Genomic DNA, 26042 nt, shown 5'->3' with positions numbered 1-26042 from the left:
CCTCCCCACGATTGATTTTGCGGGTTGGAAAATCGCAGCAATTACCGCGCCTAGTCTATCGGCAGATGGTCTATAAGACTAAGGTCGTAACGCATTGACGGGCCGAGTGGGATAAGCTCGCGCAACAAGCGACAGCTGCGATCGAGACATCGGGAGAGACCTCTATGAGCAACACCGCGCACGACCAGGAATGGGTCCGCAAGCCGGGCGAGGCTGCGAACGGGACGGCATGCACGCTCGACCAGTACCAGGCGATGTATTCGCGCAGCGTCGACGATCCGGATGGCTTCTGGGCCGAACAGGCCGACCGCCTCGACTGGTTCGAAAAGCCCGGCAAGATCGCCAACTGGTCGTTCGATCCGGTCGACATCAAATGGTTCGAAGGCGGCAAGCTCAACATCTGCCACAATGCGGTCGACCGGCACGTTGCGGCCGGCAACGGCGAGCGGGTAGCGCTGATCTTCGAGCCTGACGATCCGGCGGCTCCGAACCGGCACATTACCTACGCCGACTTGCAGCGCGAAGTCGTGCGCATGGCGAACACGCTCAAGAAAATGGGCGTCGAGAAAGGCGATCGGGTCACGATCTACATGCCGATGATCCCCGAAGGCGCGTTTGCCATGCTCGCCTGCGCGCGCATCGGCGCGATCCATTCGGTGATTTTCGGAGGCTTCTCGCCTGATGCGATCGCCGGGCGGGTCGAGGATTGCCAGAGCGACTGGATCGTGACCGCCGACGAGGGGCTGCGCGGATCGAAGAAGATCCCGCTCAAGGCCAATGTCGACGCCGCGCTCGCCAAGGTCGCTGCGAAAGCGGTGCTGGTTGTGCGCCACACCGGCGGCGACGTCGCCATGACCGAGGGCCGCGATCACTGGTACCATGACCTCTCCGCCGATGTCGGCGAGGAGTGCCCGTGCGAGCAGATGGACGCGGAAGATCCGCTGTTCATTCTCTATACTTCAGGCTCCACCGGCAAACCCAAGGGTGTACTTCACACTACCGGAGGCTATTCGGTCTGGACCGAAACCACCTTCCGTTACGTGTTCGACTATCGCCCGGGCGAGATCTACTGGTGCACCGCGGACATCGGTTGGGTCACGGGGCACAGCTATATCGTCTACGGACCGCTGCAGAACGGCGCGACGGCGCTGATGTTTGAAGGCGTGCCGAACAATCCCGATCACGATCGCTTCTGGCAGGTCTGCGACAAGCACAAGGTCAATATCTTCTACACGGCGCCGACCGCCATTCGCGCCCTGATGCGCGAAGGCGACGCCCACGTCACCAAACACGACCTGTCATCCTTGCGCTTGCTCGGCTCGGTCGGCGAGCCGATCAACCCTGAGGCGTGGCGGTGGTATCACGGCACGGTCGGCCACGGGAAAATCCCGATCGTCGACACCTGGTGGCAGACCGAAACCGGCGGGATCATGATCACCACATTGCCCGGCGCGCACGACATGAAGCCGGGGAGCGCGGGCAAGCCCTTCTTCGGCATTTGCCCGCAACTGGTCGATGGCGATGGCATGGTGCTCGACGGCGCGACCGAAGGAAACCTCTGCATCACCCATAGCTGGCCTGGGCAGGCGAGGACCGTCTACGGCGACCACGAACGCTTCATCCAGACCTATTTCAGCACCTATCGCGGCAAGTATTTCACCGGCGACGGCTGCCGCCGCGATGTCGATGGCTATTACTGGATCACCGGCCGCGTCGACGACGTGATCAACGTCAGCGGCCACCGTATGGGTACCGCCGAGGTCGAGAGTGCCCTGGTGCTCCACCCGAAGGTGTCCGAAGCCGCCGTGGTCGGCTTCCCGCACGATATCAAAGGTCAGGGCATTTACTGCTATGTCACTCTCAACTCCGGCGAGGAAGCAGACGACGTCCTGACGGGGGAACTGCGGCAGTGGGTGCGCAAGGAGATTGGCCCGATCGCCTCGCCCGACCATCTCCACTTTACCCCCGCGCTGCCCAAGACCCGCAGCGGCAAAATCATGCGCCGGATCCTGCGCAAGATCGCGGAGAACGAATTCGGCTCGCTTGGCGACACTTCGACGCTGGCCGACCCGAGCATCGTCGAAACGCTGGTCGAAGGAAGGTTGAACCGGTGACACCATGACGCGACGAATTGTCATCGCGGACGATCATCCCCTGATGCGCGGCGCGATCCGCGCGGCAGTGGAGAAGGTCTGGCCCACCCACGACATCGTCGAAGTCAGCGATGCGGCCGCGGCCAAGTCCGAGATCATGTCCGGGGACGTCGAGCTCGCCACACTCGATCTTCACATGCAGGACAGCAGCGGCCTCAACGCCCTGCTGGAAATGCGCAAGCTGTGCCCGGCCGTGCCGGTGGTGGTTATCTCCGCGACCGAGGACGGTCGCGTCGTGGCGGGGGCCCGCGAACTGGGTGCTTCCGGTTTCATCTCCAAGACTGCGTCGCTCTCCGAGATGACCGACGCGCTACGACAGATCGGCGACGGCGATCTGGTGTTTCCCGATACCGATGACAGCGGCGGTGAAGCCGTAACGCGGCTCGCCAGCCTCACTCCCGCCCAGGCGCGCATCCTGGGCTATGTGTCGGAAGGCCTGCTCAACAAGCAGATCGCCTATGAAATGGACATCAGCGAAGCGACCGTCAAAGCGCATATCACGGCGATTTTCCGGCGCCTTGGCGTAACCAACCGCACCCAGGCGGTGTTGGTGGCGAAGCAGCTGGATATCGGCGAGCCGTCAGGCATCAATCCTTAGTACCGCATTGATCAGGGCGCGCAGCGCCGCCGGACTGGCCGGCTTGATCATCCGTTGCGCGCCCATGGCAGCGGCGGCCGACTTGGTTTCATCGGTATCTTCCGCTGTCAGCAGCACGACCGGCGGGAGTTCGCCCAGCTTCTCACCCAGGGTTCGCCATGCGATGTCGCCGGTAAGCCCGTCGTCGAGCCGGTAATCGAGCAGGATCAGCGCCGGCTCCAGATCGGCTGGAACCTCGTCCGGGTGGCGCGCCCCGACCGCATCGAGACCCCAGCGCCTCAGCAACGCGACCATCGCCTCGCAGCTCGGCCCATCATTGTCGATACAGAGCACGCTCGCGCCATCGTGCGCGATCGCTTGCCTGCTCGCCTCGTCGCGAACCTCCGTGACGATTGCGGGCTCGACCACCGGCAATCTGAAGGAGAAACAGCTTCCCCGACCGAGTTCGGATCTGACGTCGACCCGTGTTCCCAGCATCGCAGCGATCCGTTTCACGATAGCGAGGCCGAGACCGAGACCCTCACTCTCGCGCCCTTTCCCGAGCTGGGTGAACTCGTCGAAAATCCGGCCGAGATCCATTGGCGCAATACCCGGGCCTTGATCGGCGACCAGAATTTCCACTTCGGTCCCGCGCCGCTTGCCGCCCACCAGCACCTTGCCGCTTTCGGTATAGCGCACGGCGTTGGTCACCAGGTTCTGCAACACCGACACGAACAGGCCGCGATCGGTCTCGATCCATAGACCACAGGGCTGGACGATCAGCTGGATGGCTTTCGCCTGGGCCTGCACTTCGAACTCGTTGACGATCTCGGCAAAGGCGAGATCGAGCGAGAACCGCGTGGTAGCAATATCGACATTGCCGCCGTCGAGCCGCGAGATATCGAGCAACGCCCTGAGCAGCCGGTCAGCTGTACGGATCGAACGATCGATCTGGCCCAACAGGCGCTGTTCGCGGGGGCGTTCCTGATCAATCTCTTCGCTCAGCGCGCTGGCGAACAGCCGCGCAGCATTGAGCGGCTGAACCAGGTCGTGGCTGGCTGCCGCGAGAAACCGGGTCTTTGAGCGCGTCGCGGCTTCGAGCGCCGTGTTCGACCTGACCAATTGTTCCGTCCGCTCGAGAACTTTCGCCTCCAGCGCCTGTTCGGCGAGACGATCGGCGGTCACGTCGGAATAGCTGGTGACATAGCCGCCGTTGGGCGCCGCATTGCCGAGGACGCGCAGAACCCGCCCGTCGGAGAGCACCCGCTCGGTGCTGTGGCGGGTTCCCGCCCGCAGAAAACCGAGCCGTTTTTCGACCTCGCTTTCGATCGTGGGTTCGGGGAAGCCGAGGGCTCGCATGTTGAAGCCCAGCAGGTCAGCAATCGGGCGGCCGATCTCGACGAGCTCCTGGGGCAGGTCGAACATCTCGACATAGCGACGGTTCCAGGCCACCAGCCGCTGGTCCTTGTCGACCACCGAAATCCCCTGGTCGATGTTCTCGATCGCGATCTGGAGCAGCCCCGCCCCGAACTGGAGCCGCTGTGACGTCTCGTCGAACATCGCCACCACATGCTCGAGCGAGACCGGGTCGCCCTCGATCGTCGACTGGATCAGCGCGCGCGCGGAAGAACTGCCGATGATCGCGCTGATCACGCGCTCGCTGGCGTTGCGCAAGGCCGCATCGGCCCGGTCCGCGTCGCGGTAATTCCGGCCGGTTTCGAGCCGCAGGCCGTTGAGCACTTCCTTTGCCTGCACGTCGCCGACGAACTGTTCAAGCAGCAGGCGAAAGTCGGCGACATGCGCTTCGGTGGAAAGCTCGTCCGGGTCCGGCAACAGGGCGCGTCGATCGACATAGGCAATCGCCTGGACGCGGTCGGCCAGATTGGTTTGACCAACGAGGGAGAATATCACCAGCAGCGCGGTATTGGTGGCAAGGCTCAGCACCGTGCCCGACACCAGCAGATCGTCCCCGATCACAAAAGGCGCTATCGATGGATCGAACACCGGCGCGGCAAGCAGAACCAGCCAGCCAGCGAATCCGCCGATCAGGCCAGCGATCATCCCGACCCGGTTCGCCCTGCGCCAGGTAAAGCCGAGCAGCAGGCCGGGCGCGAATTGCGCCACCCCTGCGAATGCAATCTCGCCCAGGCCGGCAAGCGTGGACCCGCTACCCACCGCCCGCACGTAAAGATAGGCCAGCAGCAGGAGAGCGACGACGGTCAGGCGCCGGACCAGGATCAGGACCGGGCCGACAACCTGTTTTTCGCCGCGCTGAAGCAGGCGGTCGCGAAAGAACACCGGGACGATCAGGTCGTTGGTCACCATGCCCGAAAGCGCAATGCTAGTGACAATGATCATACCGGTGGAGGCGCTGAAACCACCGATGAACGCCAGCATTGCCAGCGCATCGGAGCCATAGGCCAGCGGCAGGCTGAGCATCAGCATGTCGGCCTGGGCATTCTCGGGCATCAGGGTCGCGCCCGCAAGGACCACAGGCAGTACCGCGGCGCAGATCAAGACCAGGTAGGCCGGGAACAGCCACCGCATCGGGCCGACCAGTCGGTTTTCCTGCGCCTCGACAACCAGCATGTGAAACTGACGCGGCAAGCACATGATCGCCATGGCGGAGATGGCGGTAAGCGTGACGAAACGCGCGTCGATCTGCGACCAGGAGAAGGTTTCGGCAGCGACCCGCCCCACTCCGGACGGACTCGATTCTGTCAGCAAAAGCGCGATGGCGAATGCGGCCACTGCTGCGATCGCGATGAGCTTGATCAGCGCTTCGACTGCAATCGCGAGAACCATGCCGCGGTTGTGCTGGGTGAGGTCGAGGCGGCCGGTACCGAACAGGACCGCAAAGGCAGCCATTGCTCCAGCCACCGCCATCACGATCTCGCCGTCGCGCAAATATTGGGTGATGCCAGGCGATAGTGCCGCGAGCGTTTGGCTGATCGATTTCAGCTGCAGCGCCATGTAAGGGAGCGCGCCGAACAGGGCGATCAGCGTTACGAGTGCGGCGACCCAGGCGCTCTTGCCATAACGCGCCGACAGGAAGTCCGCGATCGAAGTCGAATGCTGCGCCTTGCCGACTTTGAGCACGCGCTCGAGGAAGCGCGCGAAGAACACGAACATGATGATTGGGCCGAGATAGATCGGAAGATAGCGCAGGCCCGAACCCATCGCGGTGCCGACCGCGCCGAAAAAGGTCCAGCTGGTGCAATAAACCGCGAGCGACAGCCCGTAGATAATGCGGCGGTGGCGATTGGCGAATTCGCTTACCGGATGCCGGTCGCCGGCATGGGCGATCCAGAACAGCAGCGCAGCATATGCCACTGCAACCAAGACCGGCACGAACCAAGCTGACATCGCCCTGGCATCCCTCCCTCGACGCGAGCCTAACGGCAAATCCAAACGGGAGCGACAGTTTCCTGTCGCCCCCGCCGGAGACCCTCACTCCTGGAGGAGATTAGTGTGAGTGGGCCTCCCCGGCTCCGCGCGGAACGCGGATCGATTCGACTAGGCGATCGATCTCGGCCGGCGGTGCCGACGTCATCTTGGCCACCACGATCGCCACGATGAAGTTGAGAACCATTCCGACCACGCCGATCCCTTCGGGCGAGATACCGAACAGCCAGTTGGCCTCCACATTCATCGCGGGATCCACCATGAGCTTGAAGTAGGCGATGTAGAGGAAGGTGAAGGCGAGGCCGACAACCATCCCTGCAATCGCTCCCTCCTTGTTCATCGACTTGGAGAAAATCCCCATGAAGATGGCCGGGAACAGCGAGGCCGCGGCAAGTCCGAATGCGAAGGCTACCACCTGCGCCACCCATCCGGGCGGATAGATGCCGAGATAGCCGGCCACAACGATCGCCGCCGTCGCCGCCACGCGGGCTGCGAGCAACTCGCCTTTCTCCGAAATCTCCGGACGGAAGGTCGACTTGAGCAGATCGTGACTGACCGCGGTCGAGATCACCAGCAGCAACCCGGCTGCGGTCGACAGGGCGGCGGCAAGACCACCCGCCGCGACCAGGGCGATCACCCATCCTGGGAGATTGGCAATCTCCGGGTTGGCGAGCACCATGATGTCGCGGTCGACATAGACCTCGTTCGGATTGTCGCTCAGCACTTCGTTCGAGACGAGCTGCTGGCCCAGTGGACCGGTTTCGCCGGTGTATTCGGGCGCACCCTTGAAGGCATCGCCCTTGGCCACCTGCATCACACCGTCACCGTTCTTGTCGGTCCAGGCGATCAGCTTGTTGCTTTCCCAGTTCTTGAACCACGCCGGAGCTTCCTCGTAGGCGGTTTGATCGACCGTCTCGTTGAAGTTGATCCGGGCGAAGGCCGCCACCGCAGGAGCAGTGGTGTAGAGCAAGGCGATAAAGATCAGCGCCCAACCTGCCGACTTACGGGCATCCGAAGCCTTGGGAACGGTGAAGAAGCGGACGATGACGTGCGGCAGTCCGGCGGTCCCGATCATCAGCGCTGCGGTGATGCAGAACACGTCGATCATCGATTTGCTGCCGTCGGTATAGGCCCCAAAGCCCATCATCTGCAGGCTCTCGTCGAGCTTCTCCAGCACGTACATGCCGGACCCGTCGTTCACCATCGATCCGAGGCCCAGCTGGGGCACCGGATTGCCGGTGATCAGCAGCGAGATGAAGATAGCCGGCACCAGGTAGGCGAAAATCAGCACGCAGTACTGCGCCACCTGCGTGTAGGTGATGCCCTTCATCCCGCCGAGCACGGCATAGACGAAGACGATCGCCATCCCGATGATCACGCCCATCGTGACTTCCACTTCGAGGAAGCGGCTGAACACGATACCCACGCCGCGCATCTGCCCGGCGATATAGGTGAAACTGATGAAGATCAGGCAGATCACGGCGACCGTGCGCGCGACGTTCGAATAGTATCGCGTCCCAATGAAGTCGGGCACGGTGAACTGGCCGAATTTGCGGAGATAGGGCGCCAGCAGAAGCGCCAGCATCACGTAACCGCCGGTCCAGCCCATCAGGTAGACCGAGCCGTCATAGCCCATGAAGGCTATGAGCCCTGCCATCGATATGAAGGACGCGGCGCTCATCCAGTCGGCGGCGGTCGCCATACCGTTGACGACAGGGTGGACCCCGCCGCCCGCGACGTAGAATTCCTTGGTCGATCCGGCCCGCGACCAGATCGCGATGCCGATGTAGAGCGCGAAGCTCAGCCCGACGAAGAGATAGATCAATGCTTGTGTCGACATGGTCCCCTCCTCAATCGTCGAGATCGAATTCGCGTTCGATCTTCTTCATCTTCCACGCGTAATAGAAAATCAGCACGATGAAGACGTAGATCGAACCCTGTTGGGCGAACCAGAAGCCGAGCGGGAAACCCCCGATCATGAACTGGTCCAGGAACGGACGGAACAGGATCCCGGCGCCGAACGACACCAGGAACCAGATTGCCATCAGTGTGACGAGCAGGCGGATATTGGCTTTCCAATACGCGCCCGCCGACGCGGCATTGGGATCTTGATCAGACATATTAAGTGCCTCCCCCTCGAATGGATACGAGTGCCGCGGATCTTCCACGGTCCACCATCAAGCCTAGAGCCTGGCCCGATCTTTCACAGCGCGACTTTGGTCTAATGCCCGCACGGGCGGCGACTAGCTTCGGAGCAGTTCGGCGACGGGCGCACGCTCCCGCTTCGCGTAGGCCAGCTGGGCAAGGAACACCTCCGCACATGCCAGCGCATCGGTCAGCCCGTCGTGCGCGCGGTAGGGTGGCAGGCCGTATTGCGAACGCAGCTTGCCGAGCCTCAATCCGTCCCGCGCCCGCGAGCGCGGAAACCAGCGCGCCTCAAGCTGCATCGTGCAGATAAACGGCGCGACGAAGGGCGCTCCGTATCGCTTGCGACATGCTGCATCGAGAAACCCCGCCTCGATCTCGGCAAAATGCGCCACGAGCACCCGGCCAGTGCATTGCTCCAGGACCAGGGCCAAGGCCTCCTCGGCGGGAAGCGCGTCCGCCGCCTCGTCATCGGTAATGCTGTGAATGACAACGGCTTCGGCATTGAGCGGTCGCTCGGCCCGGAACCTGATCCTTCGCGCCGATCCTCCCTGGATCGATCCCATGTCCAGCGCGACCGAACCCGATTCAAGGATCATGTCGCGCGAGGAGTCGAGACCGTCGGTTTCGAGATCGATCGCCAGCAATGGGACCTCGCTCACCTCGGCCTTTAGATCTGGAAGCCCCCGGGCATAGTAATCGGCCAGCGGCCCTGATGAAATCTTCGCGGAGGCGCGTTCGAAGGCCCGCTCAAGCTGGCGCTCGGGACCGCCGAAAAGCCGGTCAAACATTCAGGTCAAACCGCCGGCATAGGCCGTGCGCAACCGATCGAGCTCGGCGCGGATGAGCTTGAATGCGTCGCGCAGATGCTCCCGGTCGAAGCGCGATAGTTCGGCTGGATCGAGCTTGTTGCTGGGGCACTCGCCCCGCCGGATCTGTGCTGCCTGATGCCGGAAGCGAACATCACGCACGAACTCGAAGCAGGCTGCAAGATCGCGTGCAGCTTCCTTGTCGAGCGCCCCCGCATCGCTGGCGGCGCGCAATCGCTCGACGGTGTTGGTGGCCTCGATTCCGTTGGCAATCGCGTGGGTTCGCGCAAGATCGATAACAGGGTTTATCGCCTGCGCCTTGAGGTCGAGCACCTTGCCTTCGACCGCGTCCTTCTCGAGCAGGAAGTTGCGGAAGAAGCCGAGCGGGACGGCCGAGCTCGCTGCAGCCCGCGCGACAAACGATGTGAAGATCCGGTTTTTTGCCGCCCTCTGATAGGTCTCCGTCCGAAGCTGTTCGACCAGCCTCGCCTCGCCGGTAACGGGACGGATGTCGAAGAAGATGCCGCTCTCCAGGATGGCCTGCGGGTCGGGATCTTCGATCCATCCGGCAAAGCGCTCGATCCATTCGCCGACCGTCGCCCGATACTCCGGGTTGGACGCCATGATGTCCCCCGGGCAATAGCGATATCCGGTGCTGTCGAGCCCGTCTGCCAGACGTCGCCCGAGCTCGGCGAAATAGCCGTCATGCTTTTCGCGCGAATAGGTCTCTGCAAAGACGAATCCGTTATCCTGATCCGATCCGAGCGATACTTCGCTGCGCGCCAGCGACCCGAAGCAAACCAGCGCGTATGGAACCGGCGGCGGCCCGAGCTCCTGCTCGGCCAAGGCCAGGATGCGGCGGTGGAACAACTCGCCTATCGAGCTGACGTAACGCGCGACGGGATCGGCATCGACGCCCGCCTCGACCAGGCCCGCGACCGCCCGCGGCAAATGGGCGCTCGCGTCGACCAGCGAAGGCAGGTCGCGCGCAGTTTGCACTTCGCGCGCAAGGTGAAACGAGTTCGACCCTAGCTGGGACAGTACGTCGCTAGATGACACGATCCCAACCAGGTCATTCGATGCATCGACCACCGGCAGATGGCGAATATTGTGCGTGGTCATGGCGACTAGGGCATCGAGCACGGTCTGGCTCTCGCCGGCGGTGATTGGATCGGGCGTCATCACCTGCGCCACCGGCACGGTGAGGTCGAGCTGCACCGCCAGAACCCTGCGCCGCAAGTCCTTGTCGGTAAGGATTCCCACCAGCGCATCCTGCTCCAGCACCGGGAGTACGGAGACGTCCTGATCCGCCATCATTCTGGCGGCATCGCCGATCGTCAGTCCCGGATCGCAGGAGACGAGAACTCGCGGCGAAACGATCTTGCCGAGCGGGATATGCGTTCCGAAGCTTTCTTCGGGGGCAGAGCCGGCGTTCTCAGCCCGTAGCGACCCAACCGCTCGCCGTAGCCGCCCGGCTTCGTCGAGATCGAAGAAGTGCCTGAACGCCGGATGATCTTCCCACAGCCTGTGAAAGCGTTCGGCAGGCAGCCGGTAGAGCAGGCAATCCTCGTTGGCGGTCGCCTCGTTTTGCGCTGGTCCGCGGCGGATTAGCGAGGGATATCCGAAGCAATCGCGTTCGCCCAACCGGGCATGCAATTCCGTTCCGCCAAGGCGCAGTTCGACACTGCCCGAACGAATGATCGAAAGGAACTGATTGTCGTCGCCGGCTTGCGTGATGGGGGTCCCGCGGCGAAAATACGAGATCTCGATCTGCTTCGATACGGTCTGGCGCGTCGCGATGTCGAGCGCAGCGAACGCGGGAACATCGACGAGGAAACCGTCTATTTCATGGAGAAGCGAGGTATCCATGTGTTGCCGGTTCTACTTCAGTCGGCCCGCGCGTCCAAGCACGACGAAAGTATGAGAGCATCGGCTCTTCACTCGCCGGCGCGGCGAAGTTTACAGCCTTGGCGCTCGAGCCAGCCTTGAGGCAGCCGGGGCTTTCGAAACTGGTGTTCAGGCACACACTTCCCGCAATCGCGGCAGCGCTCCTGCGATCGAGCACGGCTTGTGGCGGCTGTCGAATTCGAACTCAAGCAACCCGTCCCAAGCATCGCGGCAGGCGCCTGTCGATCCCGGGATGCAGAAGACGAAGGCATCTCGGGCCTGCCCTGCAAAGGCGCGCGACTGCATCGTAGCGACGCCGACCGATTCAAGACTCCTTTGGTGGAAGGCGACCGAGAAACCGTCCATTTCGCGCCGCAACAGCGGCCTGACAGCCTCCGGCGTGTTGTCTCGCGGCGAGAAACCGGTGCCGCCGGTCGTAAGGATGATTTCGATCTCGGGTTGTGCCAGCCACGCCTCTAGCTGGGCCCGGATGGCGGCAACGTCATCCCTGACGATCGCCCGAGCGATCAAGTCATGGCCAGCAGTGACGATACGCGACGCCAGAAGCTCGCCCGAAGTGTCCGTCTCGAGCGTCCGCGTATCAGAGATTGTCAGTATCGCGATATTCAGCGGATGAAATGTCAGGGTTTCGTCAATGCCTGGCAATGTTCGCTCTCCGGTCGGAAGGTGAGTGTCAGCGAGAATCCGCGGTCACTGGACCAGGGGTCCATCCGCGATTGGCAGTTCGACGCCCTGGATTTCGGTTCGGCTGGCGAGGATCGACAGATATTGCGCCACGGCGCGGCGATAGCTCGCCTCCTCGAGATAGGCGCGGATCGAAGCGGCGACCGCCTCAAACGGCAATTGCTGGCTCTCCGCCCGGCGGCCTGCACGAATGACATGGACGCCGAACCGGGTGCGGACCGGCTCGCGGCACAGCTCGCCCTCGGCGAGCGCAAACAGCGCTTCCTCGAATTCGGCGACGGTCTGACCCACGCCGATCTGCCCAAGATTGCCGCCCTGCTCCTTCGACGGGCAGGCGGAATACTCGCGGGCCAGTCGCGCGAAACTGTCTGGATCAGCCGCGACCTGGCGGATCAGGCCGCGCGCATCGCTCAGCGCCATATTGTAGGCCAGCGTATCCTCGGGCGATGCGGCGAGCAGGATGTGCTCGGCCTCGACTAGCGCCTCGCTGGCAAAGCGGTCCCGATGCTGCGCGTAGAACCGGCGCGCCTCTGCCTCATTGGCTTCAGGAACCGTGATCTCCTGCGCCAACAGGGCTTCGATCCTGGCATCATCGCCGGCGAGCTTGCGACCCGCGGCATCCTCGATCTCGCCCGCCTCGATCCCCAACCGTTCGGCCTCGGCGAGCAGCATGTGCTTGATCGCCAGGGCCTCGGCCGCCGATTGCCACGCTTCCTCGGCGTCTCCGGCCGGATGGTTTTGCGCCTCGGCAGCGATGGCGGCGGGTGAGATCTCGACACCGCCGACCGTCACGGCCTCGCGTTCGATCACATCAGCCATGGCCGATCGCCTTGCGCGAGCGGACCACCTGGTAGCCGCCCCGCCACAGGTAACGGACGGGCGCGGAGAGCATGTGCACCAGCCGGGTGAAGGGGAACAGCAGGAAGATCGTCAGACCCAGGAAGATATGGGTCCGGAAGATCCAGTGCGAACCGTCGAGCCACAACGAAGCCGTGGGGTTGAAGGTGAAGATGCCATTCGCCCACGCCATGAAGCGCACCATCTGCTCGCCATCCATATGGCCGAGCGACAGCGGCACGGTGGCAAGGCCAAGCGCAAGCTGGATCCAAAGCAGCGCCAGGATGCCGGTGTCGGCGAAGGTCGAATTGGCGCGGATGCGTGGGTCGAACAACCGCCGGTGGAGCAACATCGAGGCGCCGATGAAGGCGATAGTGCCAGCAAAACCGCCACCGTAGACCGCCAGCGCCTGCTTCCATTCGTGCTTCACCGCCAGCGAGTCGAACACCCAGATCGGCACCAGCAGGCCGACGATGTGGCCGAACAGCACGAACAGCACGCCGGCATGGAACAGCACCGAACCCCACATCAGCTGCTTGCGGCGCAGGAGCTGGCTCGAACCGGATCGCCAGCTGTAAGGCTCGCGATCGAAGCGGATGATCGAGCCGACCGCCAGCGTCGCCAGTGCGATGTAGGGATAGATGCCGAAGAGCAGGTGGTTGAGATAGGTGTTCATGGCTCAATTCCTCCTGTCGGTCGCGGCCAGGGATGGATCGCGCATCCGTTCGAGCATCGCGCTCACCTGAGGGCACGCAGCGTTGGGATCGGGCGCAGCCTCGGCGGAGAAACGGATTTCCTTCTCCTCCCATTGCGCATCGAGTTCCTCCAGCGTCTCCGGATCCTCGGGCGGCGGCATCGAACTTGCCGCTTCCGCGTCCATCTCGATCCCGGCGATGTCGCACAGCAGCGCGAAGAGCGGGGCATAGTCGGATTGCTTCTCGGCAAGGCGCGCAGCCAGCGCGACCAGCACCAGACCGGGCTCTGCCAGCGTGTCGCGCGCTTCTGACTCCGGCAAGGTCGAGCAATAGTCGAGGAACAGCGGCAAGTAGTCGGGCAGTTCCTTCGCCACCGGATCGAGCCCGGCCTCGAGATAGCGCCGCCGCAGGTCGACCATCGCCTGCCCGCGGTCGCGACTTTCGCCGTGGACATGCTCGAACAGGTGCAGGCTGTGCGCCCGGCCGCGGTCGAACAGCTCGACATAGGCTTCCTGCGCATCGTAGATATCGCTCGCCGCGAGCCGGTCGATCAGCGGCGCCAGTCGCTCGGTGGTGCCGGGCGGAAGCGCCGGATCGGCGGCCAGCCGGTCGCGCAGCTCATCAAGCACGTCAACGAGCTGGGTGGTCGGATACTGCAGCAGCAGCGAGATCAGGTGCAGGCTCTTCATCAGAACACCTCCGTCGGAGTCTGGAGTTTCTTACGCGCTGGCGCGCCGAAAAGGTTGGTGTCGCTGGATCCGCCCGAACAGCCGTTGCCGAAGGAGAAGCCGCAGGCTCCGCGTTCGTCGTACATATCCTCAGCATCTTCGCGGTGGCCGGTGGGGATGACGAAGCGGTCTTCGTAGTCCGCAAGCGCCATGACCTTGTACATCTCCTCGATCTGCAGGCCGGTGAGGCCGACATTCTCGGCGATGCTGGCGTCGGTCACGCCCTCGACCGTCTTCGCACGCATGTAGCCGCGCATCGCGAGCATGCGTTCGAGGCATTGCGCGATCGGCTCCTCGTCGCCCGCGGTGAGCAGGTTGGCGAGGTATTTGAGCGGGATCCGCAGCGAACGGATGTCGGGCATGCCGTTGTTGACCGCGATGTCGCCCGAGCTTGCCGCCGCGCTGATCGGCGAGAGCGGCGGCACGTACCAGACCATCGGCAGCGTGCGGTATTCAGGGTGAAGCGGGAAGGCGACCTTCCATTCCATCGCCATCTTCCACACCGGCGAGTTGCGCGCAGCCTCGAGCCAGGCTTCGGGCACGCCGTCCTTGCGCGCCTGTTCGATCACGGCCGGATCATGGGGGTCGAGGAAGATATCGAGCTGGGCCTGGTACAGGTCCTCGATATTCTCCGCGCTCGCCGCTTCCTCGATCCGGTCGGCATCATAGAGCATCACGCCGAGGTAGCGGATGCGCCCGACGCAGGTTTCCGAGCACACGGTCGGCTGGCCGGCCTCGATGCGCGGGTAGCAGAAGATGCACTTCTCGCTCTTCCCGGTTTTCCAGTTGTAATAAATCTTCTTGTAGGGGCAGCCCGATACGCACATGCGCCAGCCGCGACAGGATTCCTGGTCGATCAGGACGATGCCGTCTTCCTCGCGCTTGTAGATCGCGCCCGAGGGGCAGGCCGCGACGCAGGTCGGGTTGAGGCAGTGCTCGCACAGCCGCGGCAGGTACATCATGAAGGTGTTTTCGAACTGGCCGTAGATCTCCTTCTGGACCCCTTCGAAGTTGTAGTCCTCAGACCGCTTGGCGAATTCGCCGCCGAGAATTTCCTCCCAGTTCGGCCCCCACTTGATCTTCTCGATCCGCTCGCCCGAAATTAGCGAGCGCGGCCGCGCAGTCGGGAAGGCCTTGCTCTCGCCCGCCTTCTGCAGATGCGCGTAATCGAAGGTGAAGGGTTCGTAATAGTCGTCGATCTCGGGCAGGTCGGGGTTGGCGAAAATCTTCGCCAGCACCCGCCACTTGCCGCCCATCTTTGGGCGGATCGAGCCGGCGGGGGTGCGTTCCCACCCGCCGTTCCAGCGTTTCTGGTTCTCCCAGTCCTTGGGATAACCGATGCCGGGCTTGGTCTCGACATTGTTGAACCAGGCGTATTCCATGCCGTCGCGGCTGGTCCACACGTTTTTGCAGGTGACCGAGCAGGTGTGGCAACCGATGCACTTGTCGAGGTTGAGCACCTTGCCGATCTGGGCGCGGATCTTCATGCTGCATTCTCCCCTTCGGCAAGCGCCCCTTCGAGCCAGTCGACCTTCTGGAGCTTGCGGACGATCACGTATTCGTCGCGGTTCGAACCGACCGTGCCGTAGTAGTTGAAGCCGTAGCTCTGCTGGACGTAGCCGCCGATCATGTGGGTCGGCTTGAGTACGGCGCGGGTGACCGAGTTGTGGATGCCGCCGCGCTGGCCTGTGAGCGGCGAGCCGGGGACGTTTACGATCTTCTCCTGTGCGTGGTACATGAAGAGCGTGCCTTCCTTCATGCGCTGCGAGACGACCACGCGGGCGACCAGCGCGCCATTGGCGTTGAAGGCCTCGACCCAGTCGTTGTCCTCCAGCCCGGCCTTGGCGGCATCGGTCTCGCTCATCCACACGATCGGCCCGCCGCGCGACAGCGTCAGCATCAGCAAATTGTCGGTATAGGTCGAATGGATCCCCCACTTCTGGTGCGGGGTGATGAAGTTGAGCACGACATGCGGCGCATCCTTGGCCTCGTCGAGCATCGGCTTGACCGCCTTGGTGTCGATCGGCGGACGATAGACGCACAGCGCCTCGCCGAAGGCCCGCATCCACATGTGGTCCTGGTAAAGCTGCTGGCGCCCGGTCAGCGTGCGCCAGGGGATCAGCTCGTGGACGTTGGTGTAGCCGGCGTTGTAGCAGACATGCTCGCTCTCGAGCCCCGACCAGGTGGGCGAGGAGATGATCTTGCGCGGCTGCGCCTGCACGTCGCGGAAGCGGATCTTTTCCTCTTCCTTGGGCCGCGCCAGATGCGAGTGATCGCGCCCGGTATTGGCCGACAGCGCCTCCCACGCCTTGACCGCGACTTCGCCATTGGTCTCAGGCGCGAGCATCAGCAGCACCTCGCAGGCATCGATCGCGCTTTCGATCTGCGCCATGCCCTTGGTCGGTCCTTCCTCGGTCACAACGCCGTTGAGCGCGCGCAGGTTCGCGACTTCATGTTCGGTGTTCCAGGCGATCCCCTTGCCGCCATTGCCGAGCTTGTCCATCAGCGGGCCGAGCGCGGTGAAACGCTTGTAAAGATTGGGGTAATCGCGTTCGACCACGGCAACATTGGCCATGGTCTTGCCCGGGATCGGGACGGTCTGGCCCTGGCCCCAATCGGCCACGTCGAAGGGCTGGGCGATCTCGTTTGCAGTGTCGTGCTGGATCGGGACCAGCACCACGTCCTGCTCGACGCCGAGCACTTCGGGCGCGACTTCGGAGAACTTCTTCGCGATCCCCTTGTAGATGTCCCAGTCGCTGCGCGACTCCCATACAGGGTCGACCGCCGCCGACAGCGGGTGGATGAAGGGATGCATGTCGGAGGTGTTGAGATCGTCCTTCTCGTACCAGCTCGCGGTCGGCAGGACGATGTCCGAATAGACGCAGGTGGTCGACATGCGGAAGTCGAGCGTGACGAGCAGGTCGAGCTTCCCCTTCGGCGCATCGTCGTGCCACCGGACTTCCTTGGGCTTCTGGTGACCCATTTCGCCCAGGTCCTTGCCCTGCACGCCGTGCGCCGTGCCTAGCAGGTGCTTGAGGAAATACTCGTGTCCCTTGCCCGAGGAGCCGAGCAGGTTCGAACGCCACACGAACAGGTTGCGCGGCCAGTTGGCCGGATCGTCGGGGTCGAAGCACGACATCTCGAGCTCGCCCGATTGCAGCGCCCCCGAGACGTAGTCCTTGGCCTCGACGCCCGCTTCCTTGGCCTTGCGCCCCACTTCGAGCGGATTGGTCTTGAGCTGCGGCGCGCTGGGCAACCAGCCCATACGTTCCGCCCGCGCGTTGTAGTCGATCAGGCTCGCGTCCCAATCGCCCTCGGGCGCGGTCGGCGAGAGGATCTCGTCCACGCCCAGCGTCTCGTAGCGCCACTGGTCGGTGTGCGCGTAGAAGAAGCTGGTCGAGTTCATCTGGCGCGGCGGGCGGCCCCAGTCGAGCGCGAAGGCGAGCGGCAGCCAACCGGTCTGCGGGCGCAGCTTCTCCTGCCCGACATAATGCGACCAGCCACCGCCCGACTGGCCCACGCACCCGCACATCACCAAGAGGTTGATGATGCCGCGGTAGTTCATGTCCATGTGGTACCAGTGGTTGAGACCGGCCCCGAGGATCACCATCGACTTGCCGTTCGTCGCCTCTGCATTGCCCGCGAATTCGCGCGCGACGGTGACGATCTGCTCGGCCGGAACGCCGGTGATCTTCTCCGCCCAGGCGGGGGTGTAGGGGACGTTCTCGGCGTAATCCCGCGCCACATGCTCGCCGCCCAGACCACGATCGAGGCCGTAGTTGGCACAGAACAGGTCGAACACGGTCGCAACCAGCGCCTTGCCATCCGCCAGTTCGACCTCGCGCGCGGGGACGCGGCGATTGAGGACGTCGGGGTGGTCGGTGCCCTCGAAATGGTCGTGTTCGCGATTGCCGAAATAGGGGAAGCCGACTTCGACCACCTCGTCGTGCTGGCCGTCCATGATCGAGGTCAGCCGCAGCCGGGTGTCGCTGCCCTTGCCGTCCTTCTCCTCGAGGTTCCACTTGCCCTTCTCGCCCCAGCGAAAGCCCGCCGAGCCGAGCGGAGCAACCGGCGCACCGCTGGTGTCGTCAATCGCGACCGTCTTCCATTCGGGATTGTTCTCTTCGCCCAGCGCTCCTTCGAAGTCGGAGGCGCGCAGCAGCCGGTCAGGCACATAGCCGCCGTCCTTGGCAACCAGCCGCACCAGCATCGGGAAGTCGGAATATTTGCGGCAGTAGTCCTCGAAATACTCGGCCTGCCGGTCGAGGTGGAACTCGCGCAGGATCACATGGCCCATCGCCATGGCGAGCGCGGCGTCGGTCCCCTGCTTCGGGTTGAGCCACAGGTCGGCGAACTTGGTCGCCTCGGCATAGTCGGGGCTAACCACTGCGACCTTGGTCCCGCGATAGCGCGCTTCGGTCATGAAGTGGGCATCGGGCGTCCGCGTCTGCGGCACATTCGAACCCCACATCATCAGGAAGCCGGAGTTGTACCAGTCGGCGCTTTCGGGAACGTCGGTCTGTTCGCCCCAGGTCATCGGGCTCGAGGGCGGGAGGTCGCAGTACCAGTCGTAGAACGACATGCAGGTGCCGCCGAGCAGCGAGAGATAGCGCGAGCCCGCCGCGTAGCTGACCATCGACATGGCGGGGATCGGGCTGAAGCCGATCACCCGGTCGGGGCCATAGGTCTTGGCGGTATAGGCATTGGCCGAGGCGATGATCTCATTCACCTCGTCCCAGGTCGAGCGGACGAAACCGCCGTGGCCGCGGATCGCGGTGTAGCTCTTGCGCTTGACCGGATCCTCTACGATCGAGGCCCAGGCCGCGACGGGGGTGCGCACCGCCCGCGCCTCGCGCCACAGCTTAAGCAGGCGCGAGCGCACCAGCGGATATTTCAGCCGCTGCGCCGAATAGATGTACCAGCTGTAGCTCGCGCCGCGCGGGCAGCCGCGGGGCTCGTGATTGGGCAGGTCGGGCCGGGTGCGCGGATAGTCGGTCTGCTGCGTTTCCCAGGTGATGATCCCGCCCTTGACGTAGATCTTCCACGAGCACGAGCCGGTGCAGTTCACGCCGTGGGTCGAGCGGACCACCTTGTCGTGCTGCCAGCGCTTGCGATAGCCGTCTTCCCACTCGCGGCTCTGGTTGGTGGTGACGCCATGGCCTTCGGAGAACGGCTGCTTGGCCTGCTTGAAGAATGTGAGACGGTCGAGAAGCTGGCTCATCTCAAGCCTCCTTCAGCGCTAGAGGGGTGGAGATGGGCGCGGGCGCATTGCCGCGTTCGATATCATGGAGCAGGCCGCCGCGGCGGGTGTAGGCCCACCAGGTCAGCGCCGCGCAGCTTCCGTAGAAGATCAGGAAACCCCACAGGGCCGTCAGCGGCGATCCGGTGGCCTCGATCGAGGTGCCGAAGCTCTTCGGGATGAAGAAGGCGCCGTAGGCTGCGATGGCCGAGGTAAAGCCGACGATTGCCGCCGATTCCTTCTCCGCCTGGCGCGTGCGCTGGGCAGCATCGAGATGCGGCATCAGCCGGGGCACTTCCTGTCGCATGATGATCGGGATCATCTGGAAGGTCGACGCATTGCCCACGCCGGTCAGGAAGAACATGGCGATGAACATTCCGAGGAAGCCCCACCAATTGCCCGCTTCGATGAAGTAGACGATGCCGACCACCGCCAGCATCATGCCGACGAAGACCCAGAAGGTCACGCGGCCGCCGCCCCAACGATCGGACAGCCATCCGGTTGCGGCCCGGCTGAGCGCGCCCACCAGCGGCCCCAGGAAGACGAACTTGAGCACGTCGATGTCGGGGAACTGGTGCTTGGCCAGCAGCGGCAGGCCCGCCGAGAAGCCAATGAAGCTGCCGAAGGTTCCAGTGTAGAGCCAGCACATCAGCCAGTTGTGCTTGCGCTGGAAGATCACCGCCTGTTCCGCGAAGCTGGCCTTGGCATCGGCGATGTCGTTCATGCCGAACCAGGCGAGCAGGGCCGAGGCCATGATGAACGGCACCCAGATGAAGCCCGCGTTCTGCAGCCACAGCTGGCCGCCCTCGGCAGTCTGCTGCGCCGCCCCGCCGAGCGCACCGAATACGCTGGCCGCGATCACCAGCGGCACGGCGAACTGCATCACCGAGACGCCGAGGTTGCCGAGACCGGCATTGAGCGCCAGCGCGTTGCCCTTCTGCGCCTTGGGGAAGAAGAAACTGATGTTCGCCATGGAGGAAGCGAAATTGCCCCCGCCAAGGCCGCACAGCAGCGCCAGCACTAGGAAGATGAAGTAGGGCGTATCGGGATTCTGGACCGCATAGCCGATGCCGAATGCCGGGATCAGCAGCGAGGCGGTCGACAGCGTGGTCCACAGCCGGCCGCCGAAGATCGGCACCATGAAGCTGTAGAATATCCGCAGCGTCGCACCCGACAGGCCCGGCAGCGCCGCCAGCCAGAACAGCTGGTTGGTCGTATAGTCGAAGCCGATCGAAGGCAGCTTGGCGACCACCACCGACCACACCATCCACACGCAGAAAGCGAGCAGCAGCGCGGGGATCGAGATGTAGAGGTTGCGCCGGGCGATGCGCTCACCGGTGCTTTCCCAGAATCCGGGATCCTCTGGCGCCCACTCGGTGAGTACCTTCGATGGGGTTGCCACCACGTCCTTGGTCTCGTCGTGGAGCTCCGCCATCTCGGGGAACTCGGGAAGCGAGCGGGTGTCGATGCCCGCGGCCTTCTGCTCCATCTGGCGGATCGCGAAGTGCATCCAGCCGAGCGCGACCGCGACCAGCGCGAACAGCACCATGAAGCAGCTGGTCCAGATGCCGGTAAGGTCGCTCACTGCGCCGAACACGATCGGCAGGATGAAGCCGCCCAGCCCGCCGACGAGGCCGACGAGACCGCCGACCGAGCCGACATGGCCGGGGTAATAGACGGGAATGTGCTTGTAGACCGCGGCCTTGCCCAGCGACATGAAGAAGCCGAGCACGAAGATCGTGATCACGAAGGGCACCAGGCTCATCGAGGTCGAGAAGACGATATCGCCCTCGATCCCGTGAATGACGTAGTCGGTCGCCGGGTAGGACAACATGAACAGCAGCACGAGCGACACGCCGAAGGTGGCGTACATCACCTTGCGCGCGCCGTAGCGGTCGGACAGGATGCCGCCATAGGCGCGGAAGATACTGGCCGAGAGCGAGAATGCCGCGGCCAGCATGCCGGCGGTCTTCACGTCGAGATCGTAGAGCCCGACCATGTATTTCGGCAGCCAAAGCGCGAGCGCGACAAAGGCTCCGAACACGAAGAAATAATAGAGCGAGAAGCGCCAAACCTGCTCGTTCTTGAGCGGTTCGAGCTGCTGCTTGAGCGTCATCGGCTTGGCGCCGCTGATCTTGCGCGCGGCGAATTCCGGGTCGTCCTTGGCGAACAGGTAGAACACCACGGCCACGACCGCGGCGACCCCGGCCCAGATCTGTGCGACGGCCTGCCAGCCGAGCGCGACCATCACCCAGGGTGCAACGAACTTGGTCAGCGCCGCACCGACGTTGCCCATGCCGAAGAACCCGAGGGCGGAACCCTGCTTCTCCTGCGGATACCACTTGGAAACATAGGCCACACCGACGGCGAAGGTACCGCCCGCGACGCCCAGCCCGAGCGCGGCAAGCAACATCACCGAGTAGCTGGATGCGTAGGACAGCAGGAAAGTGGCAGCCGCCGATGCCAACATCGTCAACGGGAAGACTATCCGGCCGCCGTATTGGTCGGTCCAGACCCCGAGGAACAGGCGCGTGAGCGACCCGGTCAGGATCGGCGTGCCGACCAGCAGGCCGAATTGCGTATCGCTGAGCCCCAGCTCTTCCTTGATCTCGATCCCGATGATCGCGAAGATCGTCCAGACGGCAAAGCAGATCGTAAAGGCGAAAGTGCTAAGCCCCAATGCGCGGTTCTGTTCTCCTGCGCTGGCGATTTCCCGTGGTGACATGACGTGCTCCCTGAACCTGAAAGGTTGGCAGGGATGGCATCCGGGGATTCCGCCCGTCTCTCTTTGACATCGATCAAATGGCACGCTGCGGCGGCTGCAATCGATCGGGCGCCTGATCCATGTCCGATAGCTGCCCAATCTTGATCAAGGGTTGAATTGATAATCATCAATTCACGCGCTAAGAGCGGCTGATACCGAGGGGAGGTGAATGCGTTCGTGAGAATCGGCGAAAAGCCAGAGATTGCCCGGCTACCCCTGTTTCGCGAAATGGATGACGCGAAGCGGGAACGGGTCTTTGCCGGCTCCTTCCTGCAGGTCTTCCCGCCGCAGCTGACGCTGTTCGAGACGGGACAGCACGCCGACTTCCTCCACGTGCTGGTCGATGGCCTCGTCGAGCTCTCGGCCACCAGCGGCGGACGCGACACAACGATGCGCATCGTCGAGCCGGTCACCAGCTTCATCCTGGCGGCAGTGGTCAACGATCTGCCCTATCTGATGACCGCGCGCACGCTCGAACCATCGCGTATCCTGCTCGTCCCCGCAGCGCTGATCCGCGAAGTGATCCGGCAAGATACGGCGCTGATGCAGGCGACCATGCGCGAACTGGCGCTGGCCTATCGCGACCTCGTCCGCGCCCTGGCCGACATGAAACTGCGCCAGTCTGCCGAACGGCTCGGCAACTACCTGCTGCAACAGGAAACGCGGCAAGCCACAAGCGGCGTCATTCAACTGCGCGCCGAAAAACGCCTGCTCGCCTCGCTGCTGGGCATGACGCCCGAGAACCTCTCGCGCGCCTTCTCGATGCTGGCGGGGCATGGGGTGCGGGTCGACGGGAGCAATATTGCGATCGTCGATCGCGAAGCGCTTTGCGCCTTCGCGCGGCCCGACCCGATACCCGTCTGAACCGCTAGAACTTCGCCTCCACCTGGAACCACGCCTTGCGCGTGTCGGTCGCCAGTTCCTTGGCGTCATAGCTGGCGAACTTCGCGAGCAGGCTGATCTGCTTGGTCAGGGGATACGCAACCAGCGCGTTCCATTCGCTCCCATAGGAGATGTCGCCACGGGTCGAATCGAAGTCGTGGTAGGCGACCCGCAAGGTCAGTCCCTTGAGTGCCGACCCCTCGCCGAACTTGTATGCCGCATCCGCGTAGAGATCGCGCAATCCGTTGGCAGGCGTGGCCAGGAACTTGTCGGCCCAACCGTTGAACGCATGAAGGGTTGCCAGCGGGGTTTGCAAGGCCGTGGTCCCGTCGCCTTCCAGGCGTTCAAGCCCCGCCTTGACGGTGAAGCCCGAGGCCGAAAAGCCCGGCTCAAGCAGCAGGTAGTCGAGTTCGAAATCCGCCGGATTGGCGGCATGGTCGGACTGGCGCGCATATTCGGCGGTGTAGAGCAGCTTGCCGCCTTCCCCCACCGAGTGCGCGCCAGCCATCCGCACCCCAACGGTCTTGCTGCTAGCGGCTGGAGCGGAAGGGATGTCCAGCCAGTAGCCATAGGCCGACAGGGTGCCGATATTCGCAATGTCGTAACCAACGCGGAGGCCATGAATGTCGTTGTCGCGCCAGATGCCCTGGGGCGAATCCGGCCCGAAGATCCGGTTGACCCGCCAGGCATAGAAATAGTCCGCGGTAAGGCCTTTGACCGGTTTGACCGTCAGGCGGGCCGCGTCGAGCGTCTGGTCATTCTGGCGCCAGCCGACCGAACCGATCCAGCGCTGGTTGTCGAGATTGACGGCCTGCCGACCCACGGTCGTCTCGATCGCGGGATCGGGCCGCCACCGAAGATAGGCCTGGTTGAGCAGGACATCGGCGGGATCCGCGACGACGGGAAACTGGGTCCGCCCGTTGACCGTGTCGTTGTAATCTTCTGGACCAAGGCGGGCGATGGCTTCGCCTTCGACCAGCGCGCTGAATCCGTTCCACTCGCCAAGCTTCACGCCCGCCTTGACGCGCAGGGTCGACGCGGTGGCGTCCTCCGGCAAGCCGTCCTGATCGACCAGTTCAAGCCGGTAACGAATATCGGCGTAAGGCGTGATGTCCGGATTTGCGTCGGTCTCGGCCTGCGCGACCGAGGGGACAAGCGCTGCAACAATCAGCGCGGCGAGCGGAAGAGTTGCTTGATTCATGTCGCTCAGATACCGACCCAGGCGCACCAGTAATTGATTTTTGTCAAAGAAGCCGAGCGCGGTTAGGGTATGGCCGCTTCATATGAAAGAATCCGATGTCTTGCCGCTAACGCCTGCCGAGGTGCTGGAGCGCCTCAAGGAGGGCAACCGGCGCTTCCTCGAAGATGCGCCCTATCAACCGCCGATGGATCGACTGCACCGTCTCCACCTCGCGGCAGCGCAGCGCCCGTTCGCCGCCTATCTGTCGTGTTCGGATTCGCGTGTCCCGCCGGAGCTGCTGTTCGAACGCGGGCTCGGCGAGCTCTTCATAGTGCGCAACGCCGGCAACACGCTGTGCTCGAGCGCGCTCGGCAGTCTCGAATTCGCCGTGGCGCACCTGCAGGTCCCGTTGATCGTGGTGATGGGCCACGAGGCCTGCGGGGCGCTGCGCGCCGCTGTTGCGGTGGCGCGCGAGCAGCGCCAGTTCTCGGGCAATGTCAGCAAGGTGCTGCAGTCGTTACTGCCCGCAGTGCTGGAGGCCGACCCATGGGCACCCGATCTCGTCAACGCCGCCGCGCTTTGCAACGTACGCAAGGTGGTGCGTGAACTGCGCGAGGAAGCCTCTCCCGCGCTGCTTGAACCGCAAAAAGCAGGTAGGCTTCGGGTCGTCGGCGCCTACTATCATCTCGACAGCGGCCGGGTCGATTTCCTCGACACTGCGGACTGACGGAACAGATGGACAACCGCGAACGACTGGAACTCCGCCGCCGCCGCATGGCCGAGGCTCCGCCGATCCTGCGAGGCGGTTTCCGCCCCTTCTTCCTTGGCGCAGGGATCTGGGCGGTCGTCGCGATAGCGATCAGGTTCTGGTCGCTCGAGACAGGCGCGATGCGCATCGGAGCGCTCGATCCTCTCGCGTGGCATCGCCACGAGATGTTGTTCGGTTTCGTGGGCGCGGCCATTGCCGGCTTTGCGCTCACCGCGGTTCCCAACTGGACTGGCCGACTCCCGATTGCCGGGTGGCCGCTCGCGGCACTTGCCTCGTGGTGGCTGACCGCGCGGCTACTGCCTTTCGCGCTCCCGGCCCTGCCGCTGTTCCTGTTGGTGCTGGTCGACGCCGGCTTCTACATCGGGCTGGCGCTCCTGATCCTTCGCGAGATCCTTCAGGCCAAGAACCGCAATGTGCCGGTGGCTGCAGTCATCGGTCTCTTCGGCGTCGCCAACGCCCTCGATTACTTGGGCGTCGCGGGCTCAGTCGATCAAGGCCTGGGCATCAGCTTCGGCATCGCGCTGGCGGTGGTTCTGGTTTCGCTGATTGGCGGCCGGATCGTGCCCTCATTCACGCGCAACTGGATGCAGCGAGAGAAGCTGTCGGGGACCATGCCAACACAACCCGGCAAGTTCGATATTGCGGTCATCATCGCGACCGCTGCTGCGCTTCTCGCCTGGATTATCGCCGGCTATGGGAAGTTACCATCGGCGCTCCTCGCGATTTCCGGGCTGCTCCAGTTCGTGCGGCTATGGCGCTGGCGGGGCTGGCGCACCACGTTCTCGCCGATCGTCATCATCCTCCATGTGGCCTACGCCTGGATCCCGATCGGCCTGCTCCTCCTCGCGGCAGTCGGGCTGGGGCTTCCCATTCCGCCGAGCGCCGGAATTCATGCGCTCACCGTCGGGGCGATGGCGACCATGATCTTGGCTGTCATGTCACGGGCGACGCTCGGCCACACGGGACGAGCATTGGAAGCGGATTGGCCCACCAAGGCGTGCTATGCTGCGATCCAGCTGGCGGTCCTTGCCCGCGTATGCGCGTCGCTGGTCGCGGATTTCCATCGGGCGCTGTTAGAGGTCGCCGCGGCGTCCTGGATCGCCGCCTTTGTGCTGTTCCTGATCGCTTACGGACCGAAACTGCTGACGCCGCGGCTGGATTAGAGGCCTCGCAACCCCTGCCACCCTTGATCTTTCATGACATAAAATTGGGATGCAAAGTCAAATCCCGTTGATGAAGACTGCTTAGGAAGCGACCTCAATCCGTC

At 63.6% G+C, this 26042-nt stretch carries 18 protein-coding genes; 5 read left to right on the top strand and 13 right to left on the bottom strand.

The window, feature by feature from the left end; translation table 11 throughout:
* The first annotated feature begins 164 nt into the window (after positions 1 to 164).
* Together acs and P7228_RS07945 are read left to right on the top strand one after the other, a co-directional pair.
* Positions 165 to 2114 (top strand): acetate--CoA ligase, encoded by a 1950-nt coding sequence (gene acs / locus P7228_RS07950; protein ID WP_278017674.1) that lies wholly within the window; start codon positions 165 to 167, stop codon positions 2112 to 2114.
* A 4-nt stretch (positions 2115 to 2118) separates the two neighbouring features.
* Entirely contained in the window at positions 2119 to 2751 is a 633-nt protein-coding gene (locus P7228_RS07945; RefSeq protein WP_278017673.1) for a response regulator transcription factor, read from the top strand.
* Here the strand turns inward: P7228_RS07945 and P7228_RS07940 are convergent.
* The 12 genes from P7228_RS07940 to P7228_RS07885 all read right to left on the bottom strand — a co-directional run bounded on the left by P7228_RS07940 (position 2734) and on the right by P7228_RS07885 (position 21905).
* Entirely contained in the window at positions 2734 to 6096 is a 3363-nt protein-coding gene (locus tag P7228_RS07940) for a PAS-domain containing protein (protein ID WP_278017672.1), read from the bottom strand. The two genes, P7228_RS07945 and P7228_RS07940, sit on opposite strands and share 18 nt — an antisense overlap.
* 100 nt (positions 6097 to 6196) lie before the next feature.
* The gene (locus P7228_RS07935) at positions 6197 to 7975 is read right to left on the bottom strand and encodes a sodium:solute symporter family protein (protein WP_278017671.1); all 1779 of its coding nucleotides are present in this window, start codon (positions 7973 to 7975) and stop codon (positions 6197 to 6199) included.
* A 10-nt stretch (positions 7976 to 7985) separates the two neighbouring features.
* A complete protein-coding gene (locus tag P7228_RS07930; RefSeq protein ID WP_278017670.1) occupies positions 7986 to 8255 on the bottom strand; it encodes a DUF4212 domain-containing protein in 270 nt (89 codons plus the stop codon).
* A gap of 123 nt (positions 8256 to 8378) precedes the next feature.
* The gene (locus tag P7228_RS07925; RefSeq protein WP_278017669.1) at positions 8379 to 9071 is read right to left on the bottom strand and encodes an exonuclease domain-containing protein; all 693 of its coding nucleotides are present in this window, start codon (positions 9069 to 9071) and stop codon (positions 8379 to 8381) included.
* Positions 9072 to 10958, bottom strand: coding sequence for a putative nucleotidyltransferase substrate binding domain-containing protein (locus P7228_RS07920; RefSeq protein ID WP_278017668.1), 1887 nt, complete (start codon positions 10956 to 10958; stop codon positions 9072 to 9074). It abuts the gene before it with no gap.
* Positions 10959 to 11105: 147 nt separating this feature from the next.
* Positions 11106 to 11642, bottom strand: a complete 537-nt coding sequence (locus P7228_RS07915; protein ID WP_278017667.1) for a molybdenum cofactor synthesis domain-containing protein — start codon at positions 11640 to 11642, stop codon at positions 11106 to 11108.
* A 45-nt stretch (positions 11643 to 11687) separates the two neighbouring features.
* Entirely contained in the window at positions 11688 to 12500 is an 813-nt protein-coding gene (locus P7228_RS07910) for a peptidylprolyl isomerase (protein ID WP_278017666.1), read from the bottom strand.
* Entirely contained in the window at positions 12493 to 13194 is a 702-nt protein-coding gene (gene narI / locus P7228_RS07905) for a respiratory nitrate reductase subunit gamma (RefSeq protein ID WP_278017665.1), read from the bottom strand. Before narI ends, P7228_RS07910 begins: the two co-directional genes overlap by 8 nt.
* A 3-nt stretch (positions 13195 to 13197) precedes the next feature.
* Positions 13198 to 13902, bottom strand: a complete 705-nt coding sequence (gene narJ / locus P7228_RS07900) for a nitrate reductase molybdenum cofactor assembly chaperone (protein WP_278017664.1) — start codon at positions 13900 to 13902, stop codon at positions 13198 to 13200.
* Entirely contained in the window at positions 13902 to 15428 is a 1527-nt protein-coding gene (narH, locus tag P7228_RS07895; protein WP_278017663.1) for a nitrate reductase subunit beta, read from the bottom strand. Before narH ends, narJ begins: the two co-directional genes overlap by 1 nt.
* Complete coding sequence (locus tag P7228_RS07890) at positions 15425 to 19162, bottom strand: nitrate reductase subunit alpha (RefSeq protein ID WP_278017662.1); 3738 nt, start codon at positions 19160 to 19162, stop codon at positions 15425 to 15427. The genes narH and P7228_RS07890 overlap by 4 nt, the downstream gene beginning before the upstream one ends.
* Before the next feature lies 1 nt (position 19163).
* Complete coding sequence (locus tag P7228_RS07885; protein ID WP_278017661.1) at positions 19164 to 21905, bottom strand: nitrate/nitrite transporter; 2742 nt, start codon at positions 21903 to 21905, stop codon at positions 19164 to 19166.
* Positions 21906 to 22121: 216 nt separating this feature from the next.
* On the opposite strand from P7228_RS07885, the gene P7228_RS07880 reads away from it, so the two are divergent.
* Positions 22122 to 22808: a helix-turn-helix domain-containing protein gene (locus tag P7228_RS07880; protein WP_278017660.1), complete on the top strand. Its 687-nt coding sequence runs from the start codon at positions 22122 to 22124 to the stop codon at positions 22806 to 22808.
* Positions 22809 to 22812: 4 nt separating this feature from the next.
* Here the strand turns inward: P7228_RS07880 and P7228_RS07875 are convergent, their stop codons facing one another.
* Complete coding sequence (locus P7228_RS07875; RefSeq protein ID WP_278017659.1) at positions 22813 to 24027, bottom strand: porin; 1215 nt, start codon at positions 24025 to 24027, stop codon at positions 22813 to 22815.
* An 82-nt stretch (positions 24028 to 24109) separates the two neighbouring features.
* On the opposite strand from P7228_RS07875, the gene P7228_RS07870 reads away from it, so the two are divergent.
* Both P7228_RS07870 and P7228_RS07865 read left to right on the top strand, forming a co-directional pair.
* The gene (locus P7228_RS07870) at positions 24110 to 24733 is read left to right on the top strand and encodes a carbonic anhydrase (RefSeq protein WP_278017658.1); all 624 of its coding nucleotides are present in this window, start codon (positions 24110 to 24112) and stop codon (positions 24731 to 24733) included.
* Positions 24734 to 24741: 8 nt separating this feature from the next.
* Entirely contained in the window at positions 24742 to 25938 is a 1197-nt protein-coding gene (locus tag P7228_RS07865; RefSeq protein ID WP_278017657.1) for an NnrS family protein, read from the top strand.
* Positions 25939 to 26042 lie beyond the last annotated feature (104 nt).

It is taken from the genome of Altererythrobacter sp. CAU 1644, assembly GCF_029623755.1.
GTDB lineage: Bacteria > Pseudomonadota > Alphaproteobacteria > Sphingomonadales > Sphingomonadaceae > Erythrobacter > Erythrobacter arenosus.
The sequence above is the reverse complement of the archived record's forward strand: the minus strand, read 5'-3'. Positions and strand labels throughout refer to the sequence as shown.